The 5,507-nt window shown below is 44.1% G+C and carries 6 protein-coding genes; 3 read left to right on the forward strand and 3 right to left on the reverse strand.

Features of this window, described 5'->3' with window-relative positions:
- The first annotated feature begins 272 nt into the window (after positions 1-272).
- Positions 273-593 carry an ATP-dependent Clp protease adapter ClpS gene (clpS, locus tag AB4653_RS18965; protein ID WP_102257368.1) on the forward strand — a complete coding sequence of 107 codons (321 nt, stop codon included), beginning with the start codon at positions 273-275 and terminating at the stop codon, positions 591-593.
- A 39-nt stretch (positions 594-632) separates the two neighbouring features.
- On the forward strand, positions 633-2,906 hold the full coding sequence (gene clpA / locus AB4653_RS18970) for an ATP-dependent Clp protease ATP-binding subunit ClpA (RefSeq protein WP_012603605.1): 2,274 nt from the start codon (positions 633-635) through the stop codon (positions 2,904-2,906).
- 217 nt (positions 2,907-3,123) lie between these two features.
- On the opposite strand, the gene infA is transcribed toward clpA, so the two are convergent.
- The 3 genes from infA to aat all read right to left on the reverse strand — a co-directional run bounded on the left by infA (position 3,124) and on the right by aat (position 4,832).
- Positions 3,124-3,342: a translation initiation factor IF-1 gene (gene infA / locus AB4653_RS18975; RefSeq protein WP_001040192.1), complete on the reverse strand. Its 219-nt coding sequence runs from the start codon at positions 3,340-3,342 to the stop codon at positions 3,124-3,126.
- A gap of 81 nt (positions 3,343-3,423) precedes the next feature.
- Positions 3,424-4,122, reverse strand: coding sequence for an arginyltransferase (locus tag AB4653_RS18980; RefSeq protein WP_029223914.1), 699 nt, complete (start codon positions 4,120-4,122; stop codon positions 3,424-3,426).
- Positions 4,122-4,832 (reverse strand): leucyl/phenylalanyl-tRNA--protein transferase, encoded by a 711-nt coding sequence (gene aat, locus AB4653_RS18985; RefSeq protein ID WP_009846342.1) that lies wholly within the window; start codon positions 4,830-4,832, stop codon positions 4,122-4,124. Before aat ends, AB4653_RS18980 begins: the two co-directional genes overlap by 1 nt.
- Positions 4,833-4,885: 53 nt before the next feature.
- Between aat and AB4653_RS18990 the strand changes: the two genes are divergently transcribed.
- Positions 4,886-5,341 (forward strand): glycine zipper 2TM domain-containing protein, encoded by a 456-nt coding sequence (locus AB4653_RS18990; protein WP_009846343.1) that lies wholly within the window; start codon positions 4,886-4,888, stop codon positions 5,339-5,341.
- The last annotated feature ends 166 nt before the right edge of the window (positions 5,342-5,507 follow it).

Below are 5,507 nucleotides of genomic sequence, written 5' to 3' on the forward strand. Positions count from 1 at the left end.
GCATACTATTAACTAAATAGTAACTTAACGACGATCTTATCGTCACCATCAATAGTTGTGGTGTCTTTTTAATCAATCACATATGTTAATCCTGTTAATCGAGATCTTTTATTTGCAGCGATGGAAATGGTGGATTAGGCTCAGTATAGAGGAATATTTTTTGGTACTGTTTCTTGGTGCAGTTTCTTAGTACACCGTAATGCGTGAATGTGGTAAATTTGAGTTAACTAAACATTCACTACTTCCGAAAAATAACCCTTAGCAAAGCTAATATGAGCAGAAACTTTGAATGGGCATCTCCAGGCTCAGATTTACTGGAGAAAGAGAGAACGAAAGTAAAGCCACCGGCAATGTATAACGTTGTATTACATAACGATGACTACACGCCCATGGACTTTGTAATCGAGATCCTAGAGCGATTTTTCTCACTAGATATCGAAAAAGCAACGGAAGTGATGCTCAAGGTTCATTATGAAGGTAAAGCTATTTGTGGCACATACAGTGCTGAAATAGCGGAAACAAAGGTAGCGCAGGTAACGATATACTCAAAGGAAAATGAGCATCCGCTACTATGTACAATGGAGCAAGTGTAAATTGCTCGAACAACACTGTTGTTCCCTTAGGAGGTACTTATGCTAAATAAAGAATTAGAGACGAGTTTAAATGGCGCATTTTCTCGTGCGCGAGACAAGCGACATGAATTCATGACTGTCGAACACCTCCTACTAGCATTATTAGAAAATGATGCGGCCAAGGAAGCGCTCCAAGCTTGTCAGGCTGATCTCGATGCTCTTCGCAATGAGCTCGATATTTTTATCGACCAAACGACCCCACTCATCCCTGAAAGCGACGAGACTCGTGAAACCCAGCCCACGCTGAGCTTTCAACGAGTACTTCAGCGCGCTGTTTTTCATGTTCAATCTTCAGGTCGCAGCGAAGTAACAGGTGCAAATGTACTTGTGGCTATTTTTAGTGAGCAAGAATCTCACGCGGCATATCTTCTTAAGAAAAACGACATCAGCCGCTTAGACATAGTGAATTTTATTTCACACGGTATTACCAAAGGCAGCAATGAAGGCGATAGCGGTTCATCTCCTGATTCATTTGGTGGTGCAGAGAATGCCGAAGAAGCTAACTCAGAAGATCGTCTAGAAAATTTTGCGACCAACCTTAACGAAGTAGCGAAGCAAGGTAACATTGACCCACTCATCGGTCGTGACAAAGAGCTAGAACGTACCGTTCAAGTTCTGTGTCGTCGTCGTAAGAACAACCCTCTATTAGTGGGAGAGGCGGGTGTGGGTAAAACTGCTATCGCTGAAGGTCTTGCATGGCGCATCGTTGAAGGCCAAGTCCCTGAAATCATTCAGAGCAGCGTGATTTACTCTTTGGATATTGGTTCATTGCTTGCGGGAACGAAATATCGTGGTGACTTTGAGAAGCGCTTTAAAGCGATTCTGAAGCAACTCGAGAAAGAAGAAGACGCTATCCTGTTCATCGATGAGATCCATACCATTATTGGTGCGGGTGCAGCATCGGGTGGTCAGGTGGATGCGGCAAACCTAATTAAACCGCTATTAAGCAGCGGTAAATTACGTTGTATTGGCTCAACCACTTACCAAGAGTACAGCAGTATTTTTGAGAAGGAGCGTGCTTTATCTCGTCGCTTCCAGAAAATCGATATTGTTGAACCATCGCTAGATGATACAACCAAAATTCTGATTGGCTTGAAGCCAAAATACGAAGCTCACCACGAAGTACGTTACACCAACAAAGCGTTACGTGCCGCTGTGGAGTTGTCTGCTAAGTATATTAATGAACGTCACCTTCCAGATAAGGCGATTGACGTTATTGATGAAGCGGGTGCTCGTAGTCGTTTGGCGCCTGCAAGTCGTCGTAAGAAAACGGTAAGCGTGGCTGATATTGAGTCAATGGTTGCGAAAATGGCGCGTATTCCTGAGAAGTCAGTATCGTCTTCAGACAAAGATACGCTGCAGAAACTGGATGACCGCATGAAAATGTTGGTATTCGGACAAGACCCAGCGATCGATGTATTGAGCGAAGCGATCAAGCTAACTCGTGCAGGGTTGGGAGCAGACAATAAACCTGTTGGTTCATTCTTGTTTGCTGGCCCTACTGGTGTCGGTAAAACAGAGGTGACTGTTCAACTGTCTAAATTGATGGGTATTGAGCTTCTGCGCTTTGATATGTCTGAGTACGGCGAGCGTCACTCGGTAAGCCGCTTGATCGGTGCGCCTCCTGGTTATGTTGGTTATGATCAAGGTGGTCTGCTAACCGATGCTGTTATCAAGAACCCACACTCTGTTGTGCTACTTGATGAGATCGAGAAGGCACACCCAGATATCTTTAACTTGTTATTACAGGTGATGGACAACGGTACGCTAACCGACAACAACGGTCGCAAAGCAGATTTCCGCAATGTGATCCTAGTGATGACGACCAACGCTGGTGTTGCAGAAACCGAGAAGAAATCGATCGGTTTGATCCAACAAGATCATGCGCCAGACGCAATGAGTGAAATCAAGAAGGTATTTACTCCTGAGTTCCGTAACCGTCTTGATAATATCATCTGGTTCAACAGCCTTGATCCAAGTGTGATCAGTCAAGTTGTTGATAAGTTCATTGTTGAGCTTCAGGTCCAACTGGACGCTCGTGGTGTATCTTTAGAGGTTTCTGAGGATGCTCGTCATTGGTTAGCTGAAAGAGGCTATGACAAGACCATGGGCGCTCGTCCGATGGGACGTGTGATTCAAGAGAAGCTTAAAAAGCCTCTTGCTAATGAGTTGCTGTTCGGAAGTTTGGTTGACGGCGGTACGGTTAAAGTATCTCTGAAAAAAGACGAACTGGATTTCATCTATGTTGGTGCGAAAGAAGAGGTTATGCATTAGGCATACTTCTTAAACACTAACGGCTTATAAAGAGCACTGAGTACAGTTAATCACGATATTAAACGCATGACTTTGGTTGTGCGTTTTTTTATGCTTGCTAGATGCTAGATGCTAGATGCTAGATGCTAGGTTGGTGTTGTTGGAGTGGTAAAAAGTTCAGGCGATAAAAAACGGAGCCTTGAGGGCTCCGCTTCTTATCGTATTCGGTAATTAAAAATTAACGAGCACGGAAGACGATGCGGCCTTTAGAAAGGTCGTATGGAGTCATCTCAACAGTTACTTTATCACCAGTAAGAATACGGATGTAGTTCTTACGCATTTTACCAGAGATGTGTGCTGTCACTACGTGACCGTTTTCAAGCTCAACACGGAACATTGTGTTTGGTAGAGTATCAAGGACAGTGCCTTGCATCTCGATTACGTCTTCTTTAGCCATCTAATCCTCTTTCGAAATTTGGCGGTTTTCAACGGCTTGATTGTGCCGTTAAAATCAAAATATGTAAAGTTGTCGCGTATTCTACCCTCGCCACCGCTGATTTACTAGCCTTTGATGACGTTGAAATCGTACTTTATAGTTCATCGCAGGGCATTCATCGATTTGATAACCCAAATATAACCATTGTTTTTGTTCTTTCTGGGCATGTTGGATCTGGAATAGAACGCCAAGAGTTCCCATGGAAATGTCGATATCAGGGTCGAAGAAGGTATAAAACGCGCTCGTACAGTGAGACATGATGTCTGTAACGGCAATGCCGACTAACTGCCCCTCATCATAGATGTGCATGAACTTTGTAGCAAGCCATTCATTTTTAGAGAAATGCAGAAACTCTTCTTTCTTCGGTGGATACATGGTTCCCGAACGGTGGCGAGCGGTTATATAGCGGCTATACAAGTCAAACCAGTTGTCATCCATTTCATCTTTCAGCTCCCAACGCAGCGCTTTGGCCTTGTTGAGTATTCGTCGTTGGCTCTTGGAAAACTTGACCTCGGGAATCGACAGTCGAATCGCTTGGCACGATGAGCAATTATCGCAATGTGGTTTATAAATGGTTGTTCCACTGCGGCGAAATCCATTCGCAAGCAGAACTTCATAGTTATCTGCGGTGTGCATGTGTTCATCAAGCGTGACTGCCACTCTTTCTTCGAGGTGGGGTAAGTAACTGCAAGCGTGATTGTCTGTTAATCCAATTCTGATTTGTTGTAAATCTGGATTCATTAAGGCATTTCCTTTAGCCATTGTTTTTTAAAACATGCATCGTTAACGGACGTTTCTTTGAGTAATCGAAGAGAACTCAGGAATTCATCCCTATCAACCTCGATAGCGCCCAAGGATTCCAAGTGTGGGTTCATGACTTGGCAATCAATGAGTTGTCCGCCGAATTGTGTAAAGTGCTCGCAAAAGTACCATAGCGCAATTTTAGAGGCATTAGTCTTCAGGCTGAACATCGATTCACCGCAAAAGACTTGGCCTCTTTGTAAGCCGTAAAGTCCGCCGATCAGTTCATCATCTTGCCAAACCTCAACCGAGTGGCAGAAACCTAATGAAGCGAGTTTGCGGTAGGCTGACTGCATGTCGCTGTTTAGCCAGGTTTCTTCTTTGGGCCTTAGTGAAGAGCAATAACCAATTACTTTGTCCGTCGCTTGGTTGATGCTGACTCGGTAATTGTGCTTTCTTTGAAACTTTTTAAGACTTTTTGACGGTTCGAATGTCTTAGGATTAAATACCGCTCGCGGTGCAGGGCTCCACCAAAGTATAGGCTCACCTGGGCCATACCATGGAAATATACCTTGGCTATAAGCGTTCAGAATTCGTATGGGTGACAAATCACCACCGAACGCGAGTAGACCGTTGGGTTCATCAAGCGCGTCGAAGGGCGAAGGAAACTCTATACTAGTAGTATCAAGTTCGGTTAGGTATATAGTCATAAGTACCGCATTACAGATTAATCACTGACCAAGAGGTCTTTAGGAGTTTTACCATGAAGAAGTTGCTTTGGATTTTACTTGTTTTGCCCATGTTGGCAAATGCAGCTTACAACAGAAACCAAGCCAGACCAGTGAATGAGGTCGTTTACGGTGAGGTTGATACGGTCAGGTACATTACCCAACAGGAGATCGTAGAGTCGAAAGCGAATGGTTGGGAAACCTTGTTGGGTGCGGCAATTGGTGGTTTGGTTGGTAATCAGTTTGGTGGCGGCACAGGTAAAGAAGTCGCAACGGCGGTTGGTGCTGTAGCGGGGGCGGGGATCGCTCGTAATCGCGGCAATACGCAATATCGGGTGGAATATAAACTCGTTGAATTATTGGTTAAAACCAAGGATGACAATCTGGTTAACATCATTCAAGACGTTGACAATTCGATGTTGTTCAATAGAGGTGATGATGTGCGGATTCTCTATTTTTCAGATGGCGTTCGAGTTGATCTAGTGTACTAGTATACAAATGTGTTTGGTTGGCTAATTAATCGCCTTTATTGAGGGGATTAGCTCTGGAGTTCGTCGGAAAAGTTCGTTAGTCTGCAAGTACGAAGAATTATTCATCACCCGAAAATAAATACGCGCCAGTGACTTCGGGTGGTACAAGGACTATAAGAACTAATGG

Source organism: Vibrio sp. 10N.222.48.A3, from assembly GCF_041475345.1.
Taxonomy (GTDB): Bacteria; Pseudomonadota; Gammaproteobacteria; order Enterobacterales; family Vibrionaceae; genus Vibrio; species Vibrio tasmaniensis_A.

Coding starts and splice junctions, on each gene's coding strand:
- AB4653_RS18980 (WP_029223914.1), bottom strand. CDS start 4,122: ATGAATCCAGATTTACAACAAATCAGAATTGGATTAACAGACAATCAC.
- clpS (WP_102257368.1), top strand. CDS start 273: ATGAGCAGAAACTTTGAATGGGCATCTCCAGGCTCAGATTTACTGGAG.
- aat (WP_009846342.1), bottom strand. CDS start 4,832: ATGACTATATACCTAACCGAACTTGATACTACTAGTATAGAGTTTCCT.
- AB4653_RS18990 (WP_009846343.1), top strand. CDS start 4,886: ATGAAGAAGTTGCTTTGGATTTTACTTGTTTTGCCCATGTTGGCAAAT.
- clpA (WP_012603605.1), top strand. CDS start 633: ATGCTAAATAAAGAATTAGAGACGAGTTTAAATGGCGCATTTTCTCGT.
- infA (WP_001040192.1), bottom strand. CDS start 3,342: ATGGCTAAAGAAGACGTAATCGAGATGCAAGGCACTGTCCTTGATACT.